Source organism: Pseudomonas sp. AC172 (assembly GCF_979258595.1).
The window spans coordinates 3,272,935-3,285,163 of record NZ_OZ409868.1 but is presented as its reverse complement, the minus strand read 5'-3'; the positions used below and the strand labels follow the sequence as shown (position 1 = coordinate 3,285,163).

Sequence of the window (12,229 nt, the reverse complement as noted above, 5' to 3'; positions counted from 1 at the left end):
TGCGCCATGGAAGCACCCATCTGTATTCGACCGGCCACACTGGCCGACGCCGGTATCATCAGCCGCATCATCGAACGTTCGATCCGCATCGGATGCGCGCTCGATCACCGTAACGATCCATCACTCGTCCGCCAATGGATCGGCCTGCAATCCGCCGATTTCATCAGTGCTCGACTGGCCGATCCGCACTTCTATCTCTGCATTGCGTTGTTGGCGGACAAACCGGTCGGTGTCGGCATGGCTCGGGCCAGCGGCGACATTTTGCTGTGTTACGTCCAGCCAGAGTCATTTCGTCGCGGCGTCGGGCGGGCGGTGATGCGGGATCTGGAAGGCTGGTTACGGGTTCGCGGTGTTTTTCACGCTGATCTCAACAGCACGCGCACCGGCTGTGCTTTTTATCGGCGTCTGGGCTATCACGAGTCAGCGCCGTCCCTCGAATACCGCGGCTTGGAGACCCTGCCCATGCACAAGTCGCTGGCAGTGTCGGGCTGACAACTCGATCACGGGCTAAATCCTCAGGCCCCTTAAGCGTTTCCAGAACAGGAAAACCTGCAAGTGCGCCCCGCGATCGGAATGCGCACCTGTCCGGTGTGCTGTTTTGGTCACTATCCATAGCCAATTGAGGGGTCGAGAGATGTCAGTCGCCACCAGCCTTATCGAAGAGTCGTCGGCCCGGGTTACTTCGGCGCCGACCGAAACGCTGTACCAGTTCAATGAATCGCCATTGCTGGCCCGTCAGGCCCGGCAGGAATCCAACGCCCGCAGCTATCCACGACGTATTCCTTTGGCACTGAAGCGCGCCAAAGGTCTGTATGTCGAAGACGTTGAAGGGCGCACTTTCATCGACTGCCTCGCTGGCGCCGGCACGCTGGCGCTGGGGCATAACCACCCGGTGGTGATCGAAGCGATCCAGCAGGTGCTGGCCGATGAGTTGCCGCTGCACACCCTCGACCTGACCACGCCGGTCAAGGATCAGTTTGTCCAGGATCTGTTCGGTCTGCTGCCTTCGGCCCTTGCGGCTGAAGCGAAAATCCAGTTCTGCGGCCCGACCGGCACCGATGCCGTGGAAGCGGCGCTGAAGCTGGTACGCACGGCGACCGGGCGCAGCACCGTGCTGTCGTTTTCCGGTGGTTATCACGGCATGAGCCAGGGTGCGTTGAGCCTGATGGGCAGCCTGGGGCCGAAAAAGCCGCTTGGCGCGCTGCTCAGCAGTGGCGTGCAGTTCATGCCGTTCCCGTATGACTACCGTTGCCCGTTCGGCCTCGGCGGCGCGGCGGGCGTAAAGGCCAACCTGAGTTACCTGGAAAACCTGCTCAACGATCCCGAGGCCGGTGTGCAATTGCCTGCGGCGGTTATCGTCGAAGCGGTGCAGGGCGAGGGCGGCGTAATTCCGGCGGACATCGAGTGGCTGCGCGGCTTGCGCCGAATCACCGAGAAGGCCGGTGTGGCGCTGATCGTCGACGAGATCCAGAGCGGTTTCGCCCGCACCGGCAAGATGTTTGCTTTCGAGCACGCTGGCATCACCCCGGATGTGGTGGTGTTGTCCAAAGCCATCGGCGGCAGCCTGCCGTTGGCTGTCGTGGTTTATCGCGACTGGCTCGACACCTGGCAGCCGGGCGCGCACGCCGGCACGTTCCGTGGCAATCAGATGGCCATGGCGGCAGGCTCCGCGGTGATGCGTTATCTGGTTGAGCACAAGGTCTGCGAACACGCTGCTGCCATGGGCGAGCGCCTTAGCGAACACCTGCAACTCCTGCAACGCGACTTCCCGCAACTGGGTGATATTCGGGGTCGTGGCCTGATGCTCGGGGTCGAGCTGGTCGAGCCGAACGGCACACCCGATGCGCTCGGTCATCCGCCGGCGTTTGCGCGACTGGCGCCGCTGGTACAACGCGAATGCCTCAAGCGGGGCCTGATTCTGGAACTGGGCGGTCGGCATGGCGCGGTGGTGCGTTTTCTGCCGCCGCTGGTGATCACTGCCGCCGAAATCGACCGCGTTGCGGAAATCTTTGGTCGCGCTTTGGCCGCCGCCACCGCGTCGCTGTAAATTTTTCGCCGCGCCGAACGTTCTTTCTACATACCCGGCTGCACCCCTCGTGCAGCCCACCCTTACAACGATGGAGAACCAGCATGACGTCAGTATTCGACCGCGAGGACATCCTCTTTCAGGTCGTGGTCAACCACGAAGAGCAATACTCGATCTGGCCGGACTACAAAGCCGTGCCGGAAGGCTGGCGCACCGTGGGCAAGAGCGGCCTGAAAAAAGAGTGCCTGGCCTACATCGAAGAAGTCTGGACTGACATGCGTCCGCTGAGCCTGCGCCAGAAGATGGAAGGGCAGGCCGCCGCGCAATAAACGGCCGGGCAAAAACAAACCCGCTGGACTGGAAACAGTCAGCGGGTTTTTTCATGGCTGGAGTTTGTGTTGTCAGGTCAGGCCTCTTCGCGAGCAAGGGTGAACGACACCGATCCAATGTGGGAGCGAGCTTGCTCGCGAAGAACGATAACGCGGTTCCGGCTGAAACTAAGCCCCGCTCAAGCCCTTGAGCAGCAAATCCACGTTGCCTTCCAGCTCCGCCACCGGATCCGCCGCATCCGTGCTCAACACCACCAGAAGACTGCCCGACTCGACAATTGCCGCTTTCACCGCCTCCGACGGCTGCCGATGATGCAGTACCACAGCCACCTCATTGTCCTTCAACGTCGCCGTGAGTTTTTTCAGATCCTCAGCCGTCCACTCGGTATCAGGTCGTGGATCCTCGCCGATCAGCTCCAGATTGAGGCTGCCGATCAGATACCCGAAGTGATCACTCAGACTCATCACACTCAGATTGTCAGCGCTGGCCAGTCGCGCCTCGCTGTCGGCGCTGAGCTTCAGCAAACGTTGCTTCAACGTCGCCAGATTCGCCTCGATCGCAGGCTTGGCACTCGGTGCCAGACGCACCAGATCCGCTGCCATCACGTCCGCCATGCGTCCCATGTTGTTGCTGGCCAGCCATGGTTGGCTGTTCAAACCATCGACCTTCAGACCCGTTTGCACGGCAATGCCGGGCAGGGCGCCGTCCACCGGGCGCGCCGCATCGACTTCGACGATGCGGATATTGCTGCGGCGGGCAATCGGGTATAGCTGATCATCCGGCCACAGCGAGCGCACGCCAATCACGGCATCGGCAGCGGTGGCCAGTTTGCTCAGGGCCGGAGCGCCGCGCCCGGTGAAGTAGGCACTCTGACGACTGCCCGGCAGGTTTGCTGGTGCCGCCCGTTCGAGATTGACATCAGTGCCCTTGAGCAGCGCTTCTGCCAAGCCAAAGGTGATGGGCAAGGAGGCCAGCACCCGCAACGGTCTGGTGTTTTCGGCGGCCATCAACGGCGAGCAGACCACACCGCACAGGGTCATGGCCAAGGTCAGTTTTCGCAGTGAAAAAGTCATTTATCCAAGATTCCCTTTCAGACTCGGGACAACCCCGCGCGCAATGGCGGCGAGGGCGAAGGCAATGCCGGCGACCAGAATGATCGCGGCGCCGGATGGAATCGGCAGATCGAACACGATGGGTGCAAGAATCCCGCACAACGTACTGACCGTGGCGATCAGCACCGAGCACCAGAAGAACCCTTTGAGTGACTGGCTGAGCAACCGCGCCGCCGCGGCCGGGATCACCAGCAGTGCGCCGACCAGAATCGCGCCGATGACTTTCACTGCCGCCACGGTGATCAGCGTCACCAGAATCACGAACAGATAATCCAGGGTCTTCACCGCCACTCCACGCACCGCTGCCAGTTGCGGATTGAAGCTGGCGAGCATGATGCGGTTGTACAGCGGCAGGGCCAACGCCATGACCAGCGAGCCGACAATGGCCAGCACCGCCAGATCGTTACCGTTGACCGTCAGCACTGAGCCGAACAGTACGTTTTCGAGAATGTGCACGTTGATCTTCCCCGCCAGAATCAACAGCAGGCTCGCGCCGAGTGCCAGCGACACCGACAGAAACACGCCGATCAAGGTATCGGGCGCCAGACCGGTGCGGTTGCGCAGGTAATTGAGCAGGATGCCGAACAGCAGGCAGTAACCGAACAGGCTGCCGTAGGGACCGGTGTAGGGCTCGCCGAGCAGGATACCGATGGCCACACCGGTCAGCGCCGCGTGGCCCACCGCTTCGGAGAAAAACGCGAAACGCTTGACCACCACCAGCGTGCCGAGGCCGCCGAGCACCGGGCCGATCAACAGGCCGGCAAGCAATGCATTGACCACAAAACCGTAGGCCAGTGCTTCCGGCAGATAACCGGACGAGGCCCAGCCTTGCACCATCAAACGAAAGGCTTCGTAACTCATCAGGCAACGCTCCGTGGATGGGTCGAGAACAGCGTCAGCAGTCGTTCCGGGGTCAGCGCCTGTTGTGGCGTGGCGTCGAACAGCACACGACGGTTCAGGCCAGTGACCCTATCGGCCAGGCGCCCGACCGCTTCCAGATCGTGCTCGATCCACAGCACGGTGATGCCCGCCGCGCGCCAGTCATTGAGCAGACGCTCGAACACCTGAATCCCGGCTTCATCGAGTGCCGACATCGGTTCATCCAGCACCAGCAATTGCGGCGCCGGAATCAAACCTTGTGCGAGCAGCACCCGCTGCCGTTCCCCGCCGGACAGCGCACCCATGCGCCGCTTGCGTTTGTCCTGCATGCCGACGCGTTCCAGCGCATCGCCAATGGCGCCGGCGTAACGCTTGCTCAAACCGAGAAACGCCGGGCGTCGCTGACACATCGCGGCCATGAAATCGTCAACGGTCAAAGGCAAACCGCGATCGAACTCCAACGCTTGCGGCACATAACCGATGGTTCCGGGTTCACCGGGCCATTGCAGGCTGAGCTGGCCCTGATGGGGCATTTGTCCGAGCAGGGTCTTGATCAGCGAACTCTTGCCGCCACCGTTGGGGCCGACCAACGCATGCACGCTGCCGGGCTGTACCTGGAAGGAGACGTTGTCGAGAATCGTCGTGCGCCCCAGTGTCAGGCAAACCTCCGCAAAATCCAGCGTCGGCCCCGAAACCTGTGGGAGCGAGCCTGCTCGCGAATGCGGTGTGTCATTCAACAATGATGTCGGCAGATCCGGCGCCTTCGCGAGCAAGCTCGCTCCCACAGGGTTTTCGGTGTTGTCGGCGATCAGGTTTTCTTTCGAAGTCATGCACCGGACTCCTGAATCGCCCGCACCACGGTGTCAAGGTTGCCGGTCATTTCCTTTTCGTATTTGTCGGCGGTGTATTCGCCGTAGGAAATGTGCGACAGCGGATACAGCTTCACCCCGGACTCACGCTGGATCGTCTCGACGTAAGTGGAGGGGAAATCCATCTCCGAGAAGATCACTTTCACGTCCAGTTCACGCAACTGGTCGATGGTCTTTTTCAACTGGCTTGGGCTCGGCTCGATGCCGTGGGCCGGTTCGACCACGGCGGTCACTTCCAGGCCGAACTCACGCAGCAAATAGTCGTAAGCGGCGTGCACGGTGGCCACGCGCAGTTCTGCGTTCGGCGCTTGAGTCAGTTTGGCCAGCGCGTCGGCGCGCATTTGCCGCAGGCGTTTGCCGTAGGCGCGGGCGTTCTGGGTGTAGGCCTTGGCGTTGTCCGGATCGAGTTTGCCCAGTTCGCGAGCGATGTTGTTGACCTGGGCGATGGAGGCGCTGATCGACAGGAACGTGTGTGGATTCACCACTTTACCGGCACCGCGTGCGGCAACCCCGGTGGCCGCCAGCAGCGGCACGTTTTCGTTGGCTTCGATGGTTTTGATGTTCGGCGTTTCGCTGGCGGCGATCATGCGGTCGGCGAAGTCGTCATGGCCAACGCCGTTGAGCACGATCACATCCAGCCCGCTGATGCGCTTGATGTCTTCGGCCCGTGGTTCGTAGGCGTGCGGGTTGAAGCCGGCCGGGATCAGCGGCACCACCTCGGCCTTGTCGCCGACGATGTTCGCCACATAGCTGTAATAAGGGTGCAGGGTAATGCCGATGCGCAGGCGTTTGGCCGGATCGGCGCTGACCAGCGGGCTCAGCAGACAGGCACAAAGACCTGCCAGAAACAAATGTAACAACGGACGGCGAGGCGATGAAATAGACATGGGCAAGCGGTCTTCTCTCGGAGGAGGACGAGGAATCAATGGCGATGTTCGCGGGTAACCCCGGCATCGTATTGCGCGACGATCTGTTTCCAGCCGGCAGCGGACAGCGCCGCGTCGGTCAATTCGGTTGGCACTGGCAGACGGGCATCACGGTTGAGCCAGATGTCCGGAGCAGCCTTGTCATCGCTGCTCACCAGCATGACGAATGAACCGGCGACGGCCGGGTTCTGGCTGTGGCCGAAATAAGCGCTGTTCGCCAGCAACTGCCAGGCATGACCGCCACGGCTGACCGAACTCGCATCCTGGGCAAACGGCGCAAATCCTTCGTCGGCCAGATTTTGCGGTGTCGGCAGGGCTTGCTGTTCTTCGCGCAGCAAGCGGATTTCATCGAGGGTCACCCGCAGGTCGGCGTAGATGCCTTGTTCCGAGGCACTGAGGTCGCGACGCGCGTCGAGTTGATGGGACGCAACCGGCTCAGGCTCATGGGAAACGCCGCGCCACGCGACCACAGAACCTGCGACCGCAAGGATCAACAGGCACAAAAGCAGTACATTGAGGGTTTCATGACCGGCGCCGGCCGGACGCACGATTTGTGTTGTGGGCGTACTCATGGTGCTTCGATATCCGCTTGGTCGATTTCCACAACGTGGCCTGGACCTGCGTCGAACAGCACGTAGAACTCGGCGCCAGGCTTCTTGAAGGTCAGCGTGGAATCTGCGCCGAGCTTGCCCGGCACCAGAATGGTTTCGTCATAACCGATCACATCAAGGGTCACGCCCGGCGCACCGCTGCCGTCAGAGAAACCACCGGTGCATTTGATCTGCTCGGCGTCGATGGCTGTGCATTCGCACATCGGGTTATGCGCCAGAGCGCTAGCACTGAATCCGGCGCCGAGCACCAGCAGCACGGCGCTCAGCCGCAGACGGAAAGGGCGTTGCGAGCAAGTCATGGTTTGACTCCTTGTTTGTTCAGCCAGGCGAAGGTGGCGGGGGAGGCCTGACTCAGGGGAATCGAAGCCTGATGCATGCTGCCGTCCCAGCCTTCCATGGTGATCCACAGTTCGGCGTCGGCTCTGGTCTTCTCCGGGATCGGCATTTGCGTGCCCATGCGGTAAGGCGTGCCGAAGAAAATCGTACCGGCGGCGCGCAGGCTGCGTGGCTTGCCGATGCGCAGGTAGGTGGCCTTGACCTGCTCGACACAGGCATCGCACAGGGCGGCGCTGAAATCTTTCATGTAACCGGCCGGGCCGGTGAGCACCGGCGCTTCGTTGCGCAGTTCGGCCAGGCGCAGGCTCCAGGGGCCGACCTGGATATTGCCGATTTCATGTTGGCCCAGGCCGCTGTCACCGCGAAACAGCGAGGCGTCGGCGAAGTACTTGGGCATGAAGCCCAGCGGGATCAACAGCAGCAGGACATTGATGTGGAAGCGCCATTTGTGCCAGAAGCGTGCGAGTCGAGAAGGCTGTGCCTTGGTGGTGGACTTGCTCACAGGCTGGCCTCCGAGGTTTCACGGCTCATGGCCGGTTGTGCCTTGATGCGGTTTTTCTTGTCTTCGCGCTTCAGCGCATTGGCGGTGGCCAGGGCGGTGCGTTTGGTCCAGATCAACAAACCACTGAGAATCATCAGGCTCAGGATCAAACCGAAGAAGAACCAGATCAGCTTGATCCAGATGCCACCGAAGTCGCCGGTGTGCAGCGGCCGCATGGACTCGGTGACGAACTCCAGCGACGAGCGATCGGACAGCAGGCGCGAAGCGGCGATATCGCCGTTGTACGGATTGAGCGTGGCGGTCTGGAACATCAGCGGATACCAGCCGCGACCGCCGACGCTCATGTGGCTGTAGGCATTGCCCGGCAGGCTGACGAAACTGGCCTCCAGCCCCGGAATCTTCTCTTGCGCGAGCTCGACGGCACGGTCCAGGCTGATCCGTGGCGGTGGCGTGCCGGCGGCAGAGATCGGCACGCTTTCGCGGGACATGGCAGGAATGATCGGCTCGCTGGAGATGGCGATCTGGTTGTCGAACAGAATCGCCCGAATCAGAAACCAGATCCCGGTGATGGAAATCACCGCAATGAACCAGATCGACCAGATACCGCACAAGCGATGGAAGTCACCCCAGAAGATTCGCGCGCCATGACGCACGCGCAGGGTCGGACGCAGAAAACCTTTCCAGAAGCGCTTGTAGACCACCAGCCCGGTGATCAGCGAGACCAGCATCGGCACGCCGAGGAACGACACCAGATACCAGCCCCAGCTGAAACCGTTGGTGAACGGCACCAGCCACCAGCCGTGCAGGGCGCGGGTGAAGGCTTTGAAGTCGAAGGTTGGCGCGGGGCCCTGGATCACCCCGGTGTAAGGATTGACGTAGACCGTCTGTGAGCGGCCGTCCGGATAGCTGACCGCAACGTCGAGCGCGAAGTGTGATTCGTCGGGGCGACTGATGCTTTCAACGAGGGTCTGCGGTTCGGCTTTTTTGATCGCCGCCATGATCTGGTCATAGCTGAGCAGCGGCGCATCGTCCGCAGGCTGGCTGGCGCGCATCTGCGGGTTGGCCAGCCAGACGATTTCCTGACTGACCACCGCCAGTGTGCCGGTGACACAGACGATCAGGACAAAGAACCAGATCGGTAACGCCAGCCAGCTATGAACGAGGAACCACAGTTTGGAGCGGGATTTCTTCGACATGATTGCGCGTCTTGATAGCGGTGAAAGGGCGCGTGGCTACGGGCTTCGCAGCACGGGACCCCGAAAGACCGGACGTGGCTTTTGCCTACGCGAACGGCCTGCATCTATATAGGACGGATGAGCGCGGAAAATCCCGAAAGGCGATATGAAAGCAAATGTTTCCCAATTCGCTGGGCACCACGGATTTACCTGTGGGAGCGCTGATCGGCAGATCAAACACGATTCATGATCCACGCCATCACTCTCTGCCAATTGATGGCCGACCCGCGCTGCCTATGATGGGAATCACCTGATTTCCCTGAGTGAGCGACTTGATGACCGCCAGAACCCTCTACGACAAACACATCGATTCGCACACGGTGTGCCGCCTCGACGATCAGGGCCATGTTCTGTTGTATATCGATCGTCAGGTGATCAACGAATACACCAGCCCGCAGGCCTTCAGCGGTTTACGTGCCGCCGGGCGCGAGGTCTGGCGGCCGGGCACGGCGCTGGCGGTGGTCGATCACGTCAACCCGACCACGCCTGTGCGCGTCGCGGCAATGCCTGATGCCGGCGGCGCCCGGCAAGTGTCGTATCTGGCGGAGAACTGCCGGGACTTCGGCATCGAGTTGCTGGACATCCTCGACAAGCGTCAGGGCATTGAACACGTGATCGCGCCCGAGCAGGGTTTCATTCTGCCCGGCATGGTCATCGCCGCCGGTGATAGCCATACCACCACCTATGGTGCACTCGGCGCCTTCGGTTTCGGCATCGGCACCTCCGAGATCGAACACCTGCTGGCCTCGCAGACGCTGGTCTACAAACGTCTGAAAAGCCTGCGTGTGACCGTCGACGGCGACCTGGCACCGGGCTTGACGTCCAAAGACGTGATCATGGCCCTGATCGGCCGCATCGGCGCGTCCGGGGCCAGCGGTTATGCGATCGAGTTCTGCGGCTCGACCATCGATGCCCTCAGCGTCGAAGCGCGCATGACCATCTGCAACATGGCCGTCGAGGCGGGTGCGCGCGGCGCATTCATGGCGCCGGATGACAAGGTCTTCGCCTATCTCAAGGGCAAGCCGCGAGCGCCGCAAGGTGAGCGGTGGGAACGGGGCGTGAAGAAGTGGCGCGAACTGCGCAGTGATCCCGGTGCGCTGTTTGACCGCGAGGTTCACCTTGATGCCAGCGTGCTTGAGCCGATGGTCACCTGGGGCACCAGCCCCGATCAGGCCGCCGCGATCGGTGCGCGGGTGCCGGATCCGCAAGCGATCAGCGATCCGATCTTGCGCCAGGGCATGCGCCGCGCCCTCAACTACATGGGTCTCAAAGCGGGCATGGCGCTCAGCGATATCGTCATCAGCCACGCCTTTATCGGTTCGTGCACCAACGCGCGGATCGAAGACCTGCGCGATGCCGCCAGCGTCGTGCGCGGTCAGCAAGTGGCCGGGCATGTACGCGCGATGATTGTCCCTGGCTCCAGCGAAGTTCGCGCGCAGGCCGAGGCCGAAGGACTGGCGCAGATCTTTATCGACGCCGGGTTCGAATGGCGTCAGTCCGGCTGCTCGATGTGTCTGGCGATGAACGACGACGTCCTCGCACCCGGTGACCGCTGCGCTTCCAGCACCAACCGCAACTTTGAAGGTCGTCAGGGCGCCGGCGCGCGCACTCACTTGATGAGCCCGGCGATGGTCGCCGCGGCGGCAATCAGCGGTCGACTCACTGATATCCGCCACTTTGGAGAACGCGCATGAGCCTGCAACCCTTCACCCAGGTCAGCGGTCAGGCTGCACCGTTATTGGCGGCCAATGTCGACACGGACGTGATCATGCCCAAGCAGTTCCTCAAAGGCATTGATCGTCAGGGACTCGATCGCGGCGTGTTTTTCGATCTGAGGTTTCTGCGCGATGGCAGCCCCAACCCCGATTTCGTTTTGAACGAACCAGCGTGGCAGGGCGCGAGTTTTCTGCTGGTCGGGCCCAATTTCGGCTGCGGATCGAGCCGCGAACACGCGGTCTGGGGCTTGCAGCAAATGGGTATTCGCGCCTTGATCGGCAGCAGTTTCGCCGGGATCTTCTACGACAATTGCCAGCGTAATGGCGTGTTGTTGATTACGCTGGAAGAGGCGCAGGTACAGCGGATCGGACAGCTTGTCGGTCAGGCTGAAACGGCGCGGATCAGTATTGATTTAGAGACGCAGCAGATTGGCCTGGCGGATGGCAGCGTGCTCGAGTTCCAGATCGATACTTTGCGTAAAACCGCATTGCTCTTGGGGCTGGACGCCATCGGCAGCACCCTGCAACGCCGCGAACAGATCAAAGATTTCGAACGCGAGCACCTGGCCAACAACCCTTGGTTAGGCTGAACGCATACCCTGTGGGAGCTGGCTTGCCAGCGATGGCGTCAGTTCAGCCGGCACAGGTGTTGGATATGCTGGCCCTATCGCTGGCAAGCCAGCTCCCACAGGACTTTGTGGGGCCTGGGTGTCTGGGTTACAGCGACAATCCTTTGAAATGCGCCTGCAAAAACTCCACACACGCGCGCAACTTCCCCGAATGCGCCAGGCGCGTCGGGTACACCGCCCAGACATTGGCACTCTGGCTGTAATCCTCCAGCACCTGCACCAAGCGTCCTTGCTCCAACAGCGGCTTGACATCCCACAACGAGCGCAACAACACCCCGCGCCCGTCCAGTGCCCACTGCAAAACAATCTCGCCGTTGTTGGACGACAACGGCCCGCTGACGCGCACGCTCTCTTGTCCGCTATCACGGTCCAGATTCCAGATACCAAAGGCGTTGTCGCGCTCCTTGATCACCAGGCAATCGTGCTGTTGCAGTTCGTCCAGCGTTTGCGGCGTACCGCGGCGTTGCAGATAACCCGGGGCGGCGCAGAGCACGCGCCGATTACTGACCAGACGTCGGCCCATATGCTGGCCGGGAATGTCGTCACCAACGCGGATCTCCAGATCGAAGCCTTCATTGATGATGTCCACCACCCGGTCAAACAGGTCGAGGCGAATCTCCAGTTCCGGATAACGTTCGGCCAGCAACGACACCGCCGGGGCCACGTGATTGCGACCGAAACCGAAACTGCTGCAAATGTGCAAACGCCCACGCGGGCTGTCGTGGGCGTCGGACAATTCGTCGTGCAATTGCTGGAAATTATCGAGAATGCGCAACGCCCAGCGCTGCACCCGTTCACCGTCCTCGGTCAGCGAGACGCGACGGCTGGTGCGGTGCAGCAGACGAGTGCCAAGGGTGGTTTCAAGAATCTGGATGCGCTTGCTGACATAGGCCGGTGACAGGCCCAGTTCATCCGCGGCGGCGGCAAAGCCGTTCTTGCGGATCACGGTGAGCAGCACACGCAGGTCTTCGGGCAGAGGCACGGTGTCTTTCTTCTGTGACATGTCAAAACGAACACTGGCGGCAGAAGCCGCCAGCATAGCACCGAGATCCGGCGGCT

General features: G+C 61.5%; 14 protein-coding genes. 5 read left to right on the top strand and 9 right to left on the bottom strand.

Annotated elements, in window-relative coordinates; translation table 11 throughout:
• Positions 1-6 precede the first annotated feature (6 nt).
• The 3 genes from ACZ0A4_RS14750 to ACZ0A4_RS14740 all read left to right on the top strand — a co-directional run bounded on the left by ACZ0A4_RS14750 (position 7) and on the right by ACZ0A4_RS14740 (position 2,355).
• The gene (locus tag ACZ0A4_RS14750; RefSeq protein ID WP_463575349.1) at positions 7-492 is read left to right on the top strand and encodes a GNAT family N-acetyltransferase; all 486 of its coding nucleotides are present in this window, start codon (positions 7-9) and stop codon (positions 490-492) included.
• 142 nt (positions 493-634) lie between these two features.
• The gene (locus tag ACZ0A4_RS14745; RefSeq protein ID WP_463575347.1) at positions 635-2,047 is read left to right on the top strand and encodes a diaminobutyrate--2-oxoglutarate transaminase; all 1,413 of its coding nucleotides are present in this window, start codon (positions 635-637) and stop codon (positions 2,045-2,047) included.
• An 83-nt stretch (positions 2,048-2,130) separates the two neighbouring features.
• The gene (locus tag ACZ0A4_RS14740; protein WP_003226665.1) at positions 2,131-2,355 is read left to right on the top strand and encodes an MbtH family protein; all 225 of its coding nucleotides are present in this window, start codon (positions 2,131-2,133) and stop codon (positions 2,353-2,355) included.
• 168 nt (positions 2,356-2,523) lie between these two features.
• Here ACZ0A4_RS14740 and ACZ0A4_RS14735 read toward each other — a convergent pair whose 3' ends face one another.
• The 8 genes from ACZ0A4_RS14735 to ACZ0A4_RS14700 are packed head-to-tail and all read right to left on the bottom strand — an operon-like array spanning position 2,524 to position 8,787.
• The gene (locus tag ACZ0A4_RS14735) at positions 2,524-3,429 is read right to left on the bottom strand and encodes a metal ABC transporter substrate-binding protein (RefSeq protein ID WP_463575345.1); all 906 of its coding nucleotides are present in this window, start codon (positions 3,427-3,429) and stop codon (positions 2,524-2,526) included.
• Entirely contained in the window at positions 3,430-4,329 is a 900-nt protein-coding gene (locus tag ACZ0A4_RS14730; RefSeq protein ID WP_007917717.1) for a metal ABC transporter permease, read from the bottom strand. It lies immediately after the preceding gene.
• The gene (locus ACZ0A4_RS14725; protein WP_463575344.1) at positions 4,329-5,177 is read right to left on the bottom strand and encodes a metal ABC transporter ATP-binding protein; all 849 of its coding nucleotides are present in this window, start codon (positions 5,175-5,177) and stop codon (positions 4,329-4,331) included. Before ACZ0A4_RS14725 ends, ACZ0A4_RS14730 begins: the two co-directional genes overlap by 1 nt.
• Positions 5,174-6,103, bottom strand: a complete 930-nt coding sequence (locus ACZ0A4_RS14720; RefSeq protein WP_463575343.1) for a metal ABC transporter substrate-binding protein — start codon at positions 6,101-6,103, stop codon at positions 5,174-5,176. The genes ACZ0A4_RS14725 and ACZ0A4_RS14720 overlap by 4 nt, the downstream gene beginning before the upstream one ends.
• Before the next feature lie 35 nt (positions 6,104-6,138).
• On the bottom strand, positions 6,139-6,714 hold the full coding sequence (locus ACZ0A4_RS14715; RefSeq protein ID WP_463575342.1) for a DUF6162 family protein: 576 nt from the start codon (positions 6,712-6,714) through the stop codon (positions 6,139-6,141).
• Positions 6,711-7,052: a hypothetical protein gene (locus tag ACZ0A4_RS14710; protein ID WP_463575341.1), complete on the bottom strand. Its 342-nt coding sequence runs from the start codon at positions 7,050-7,052 to the stop codon at positions 6,711-6,713. The genes ACZ0A4_RS14715 and ACZ0A4_RS14710 overlap by 4 nt, the downstream gene beginning before the upstream one ends.
• Positions 7,049-7,591 carry a thiamine pyrophosphate-binding protein gene (locus tag ACZ0A4_RS14705; RefSeq protein ID WP_397481647.1) on the bottom strand — a complete coding sequence of 181 codons (543 nt, stop codon included), beginning with the start codon at positions 7,589-7,591 and terminating at the stop codon, positions 7,049-7,051. The genes ACZ0A4_RS14710 and ACZ0A4_RS14705 overlap by 4 nt, the downstream gene beginning before the upstream one ends.
• The gene (locus ACZ0A4_RS14700; RefSeq protein ID WP_397481648.1) at positions 7,588-8,787 is read right to left on the bottom strand and encodes a PepSY-associated TM helix domain-containing protein; all 1,200 of its coding nucleotides are present in this window, start codon (positions 8,785-8,787) and stop codon (positions 7,588-7,590) included. Before ACZ0A4_RS14700 ends, ACZ0A4_RS14705 begins: the two co-directional genes overlap by 4 nt.
• A 314-nt stretch (positions 8,788-9,101) precedes the next feature.
• Between ACZ0A4_RS14700 and leuC the strand changes: the two genes are divergently transcribed.
• Positions 9,102-10,520, top strand: a complete 1,419-nt coding sequence (gene leuC / locus ACZ0A4_RS14695; RefSeq protein WP_463575339.1) for a 3-isopropylmalate dehydratase large subunit — start codon at positions 9,102-9,104, stop codon at positions 10,518-10,520.
• Positions 10,517-11,131, top strand: a complete 615-nt coding sequence (gene leuD, locus ACZ0A4_RS14690; RefSeq protein WP_463575338.1) for a 3-isopropylmalate dehydratase small subunit — start codon at positions 10,517-10,519, stop codon at positions 11,129-11,131. The genes leuC and leuD overlap by 4 nt, the downstream gene beginning before the upstream one ends.
• A 127-nt stretch (positions 11,132-11,258) precedes the next feature.
• Here the strand turns inward: leuD and ttdR are convergent, their stop codons facing one another.
• Positions 11,259-12,209, bottom strand: a complete 951-nt coding sequence (gene ttdR, locus ACZ0A4_RS14685; RefSeq protein ID WP_463575337.1) for an L-tartrate utilization transcriptional activator TtdR — start codon at positions 12,207-12,209, stop codon at positions 11,259-11,261.
• Between the last annotated feature and the right edge of the window lie 20 nt (positions 12,210-12,229).

Coding starts and splice junctions, on each gene's coding strand:
- ACZ0A4_RS14750 (WP_463575349.1), top strand. CDS start 7: ATGGAAGCACCCATCTGTATTCGACCGGCCACACTGGCCGACGCCGGT.
- ACZ0A4_RS14745 (WP_463575347.1), top strand. CDS start 635: ATGTCAGTCGCCACCAGCCTTATCGAAGAGTCGTCGGCCCGGGTTACT.
- ACZ0A4_RS14740 (WP_003226665.1), top strand. CDS start 2,131: ATGACGTCAGTATTCGACCGCGAGGACATCCTCTTTCAGGTCGTGGTC.
- ACZ0A4_RS14735 (WP_463575345.1), bottom strand. CDS start 3,429: ATGACTTTTTCACTGCGAAAACTGACCTTGGCCATGACCCTGTGCGGT.
- ACZ0A4_RS14730 (WP_007917717.1), bottom strand. CDS start 4,329: ATGAGTTACGAAGCCTTTCGTTTGATGGTGCAAGGCTGGGCCTCGTCC.
- ACZ0A4_RS14725 (WP_463575344.1), bottom strand. CDS start 5,177: ATGACTTCGAAAGAAAACCTGATCGCCGACAACACCGAAAACCCTGTG.
- ACZ0A4_RS14720 (WP_463575343.1), bottom strand. CDS start 6,103: ATGTCTATTTCATCGCCTCGCCGTCCGTTGTTACATTTGTTTCTGGCA.
- ACZ0A4_RS14715 (WP_463575342.1), bottom strand. CDS start 6,714: ATGAGTACGCCCACAACACAAATCGTGCGTCCGGCCGGCGCCGGTCAT.
- ACZ0A4_RS14710 (WP_463575341.1), bottom strand. CDS start 7,052: ATGACTTGCTCGCAACGCCCTTTCCGTCTGCGGCTGAGCGCCGTGCTG.
- ACZ0A4_RS14700 (WP_397481648.1), bottom strand. CDS start 8,787: ATGTCGAAGAAATCCCGCTCCAAACTGTGGTTCCTCGTTCATAGCTGG.
- leuC (WP_463575339.1), top strand. CDS start 9,102: ATGACCGCCAGAACCCTCTACGACAAACACATCGATTCGCACACGGTG.
- leuD (WP_463575338.1), top strand. CDS start 10,517: ATGAGCCTGCAACCCTTCACCCAGGTCAGCGGTCAGGCTGCACCGTTA.
- ttdR (WP_463575337.1), bottom strand. CDS start 12,209: ATGCTGGCGGCTTCTGCCGCCAGTGTTCGTTTTGACATGTCACAGAAG.